Here is a 2,364-nt window from a genome sequence, read left to right as displayed (position 1 = left end):
TGCTTATTCTCTATTGTCTGGTCGAGTAGGTCGGGGATATTACTATCCCTTTCCCCTCTAAGAACCGTGCATGAGAGTTTCCCCTCACACGGCTCAAGTTTTTATAAGCCCTAATTAAAGAGCCAGCGTATTTTCTTTATCATTTATATGCAATCTTCTATGACACCAAGGGTGTACTAATGTTTTAAGGGTAATATTGTTTTGAGTTGTTTGATGTACTCTAAAGTCTGTATCCAGAGTTATTTTCTCTCCACAAACAGGGCATATTCCGTTTTGCGTTTTATACAGTCTATTTATAACTGTACGCCCTTTAAGTTCGTTTCGTATTTTTAACTCTTCTCTTTCTTCAAAGTATATTTGCCAATTTTCATCAAACGGATTTGCTTCAGCTTGTATCTTGGTAAATCTCTTAATATCAGTATCTGTAGCATATTTAAGACGAAGATAGTATTTCTCGCCATTCTCCATTCTGTCTCCAGTTGCTACACTGAAAGTCCAAGTTCTATTTCCAATCGTATGGAAATACTTTTTAGCTATCCATTTTCTACCTTTCTTAGGATGTCTACGAACACACCAGTCCCACAGGCATTTATATATTTCATAATCAAGTTTTTCAAACGCTTTTGATGAAACATTATATTTCTGATAGTTTACCCAACCTATAATGATTGGATTTAATTTTCTAATCAAAATTTCTTGTTTCATTGACGGATTATCTTTTATGATTCGTCTAATTTTATCGACAATAGCCTTGAAGTTCTTATCAGATGGTTTTGTAAGCAACTTATCTTTATACATCCTAATATTAACTCCAAGAAAATCAAAACCGTCATTTATGCGTGTTATGAGTGTCTTTTCCTCTGATAATTCTAAACCTCTTTCAGCCAAGAATTTTACAATGATTGGTTTTACACCATTTTCAAGTAATTCTGCACTTTCCCCTGTAACAATGAAATCATCTGCATATCTAACAAAGTTAACCTTTGGGAAATATGTTTTCTTATTTACTGTTCTTCTATGGTATTTCTCTTTGATTGCTTTTTCTAAACCATCTAATACCATATTGGAAATAATAGGTGATATTGGCGAGCCTTGGGGACTTCCTTTTTCTGTTGGAAATAGTTTTTGTTTTTCTATATATCCACACTCAAGCCAAAGTTTTAATAATTTCTTGTTCATCGGGATATTATTTAATATCCATTCATGACTTATATTATCAAAACAACCTTTTATATCTCCCTCAAGTACCCATTTTGCAGATTTCTTTTTATTGAGTGATGTAAAACACTGCTCGATAGCATCTTGTGTACATCTTTTTGCCCTAAATCCATAAGAATTAGGATCAGCAGTAGTTTCTGCTATAGGTTCAAGTGCAAATTTATATAGGGTTTGCATTGCTCTATCTGTCATTGTAGGAATGCTAAGAGGTCTTTTCTTACCATTTTTCTTTGGTATATACACTCTTTTAAGAGGTTTAGGTTTATATCCTCTTAAGTTTAACTTTCCTATTGCATTATACTTTGCCTGTGGTGTTAGCCATAGTTCGCCGTCAACACCACTTGTTTTCTTGCCTTGGTTTTCAGTTACCCTCTTAATAGCCAAGGCTTTTGCATAAAATGAAGTTGTTAGTAAATGCTGTAAAGATTTTACCTTTCCGTATTTACTCATTTTCCACGCTTTCACAATACGCATTTGTAGTTTTTTAACATAGCTTTCTGCTACTGAAAAATCTATACTTTCCCAGTCTTTAGCTCTGTTAGTAGTAGCACACATTTTACTGTTCATTTGCTTTCTCCTTTCAAAAATTCTACAAGTTCTCTTGTGATTAAAAACCAAATGGAAGTCTGCACTCTTTCGAGTTAGGGCAAATTTTGAACCCCTATCCATCTCATTACAAGATGGCATTCGCTTTTTCCATTATCCTTTACCTGCACCATTATCAGCATTTCTTACGATTTGCCTTGCCTTTTGGCAACGGTACAGGCTTACCATGTTCCACTTAATTAACATTGATAACTTAGGCTCTACCTCTCTGCCGGTAGTCTTCTTGTCCGTGTAATCCCACTGTGGAAAGGATTATCCGACTACACACCATTTTGGTTCAGGCTTATCAGCAACTTTAGCCTGTTCACCTTAACGACATTTATCAGTAGTTCACATATGTTAGCCATATTATCAAGCCTCGCTCCCTAACCGCCTTGTTGCTGGCAGTTTCGGTATTCCCTCACGGTTCAACCTCAAGTAGGGCTACTTTAATATCGGCTTACCACACCTAAGTGCAGTCGATACTTGGCTCAACTAACGGAATAGTTGGTTTGGTCATTATGCCAAACAGTTAAATTAAGCGACTTCATGTCGCACCCA

General features: G+C 35.7%; 1 protein-coding gene. It reads right to left on the bottom strand.

Going from position 1 to position 2,364, the window contains the following annotated elements:
- Positions 1-114 precede the first annotated feature (114 nt).
- A complete protein-coding gene (gene ltrA / locus ABID14_RS10025; protein WP_354369616.1) occupies positions 115-1,785 on the bottom strand; it encodes a group II intron reverse transcriptase/maturase in 1,671 nt (556 codons plus the stop codon).
- Positions 1,786-2,364 lie beyond the last annotated feature (579 nt).

This window comes from Peptoniphilus olsenii (assembly GCF_040545475.1).
Lineage (GTDB): Bacteria > Bacillota > Clostridia > Tissierellales > Peptoniphilaceae > Peptoniphilus_A > Peptoniphilus_A olsenii.
Note: the sequence above shows the minus strand (reverse complement) of the source record. Positions and strands in the feature narration are given on the sequence as shown.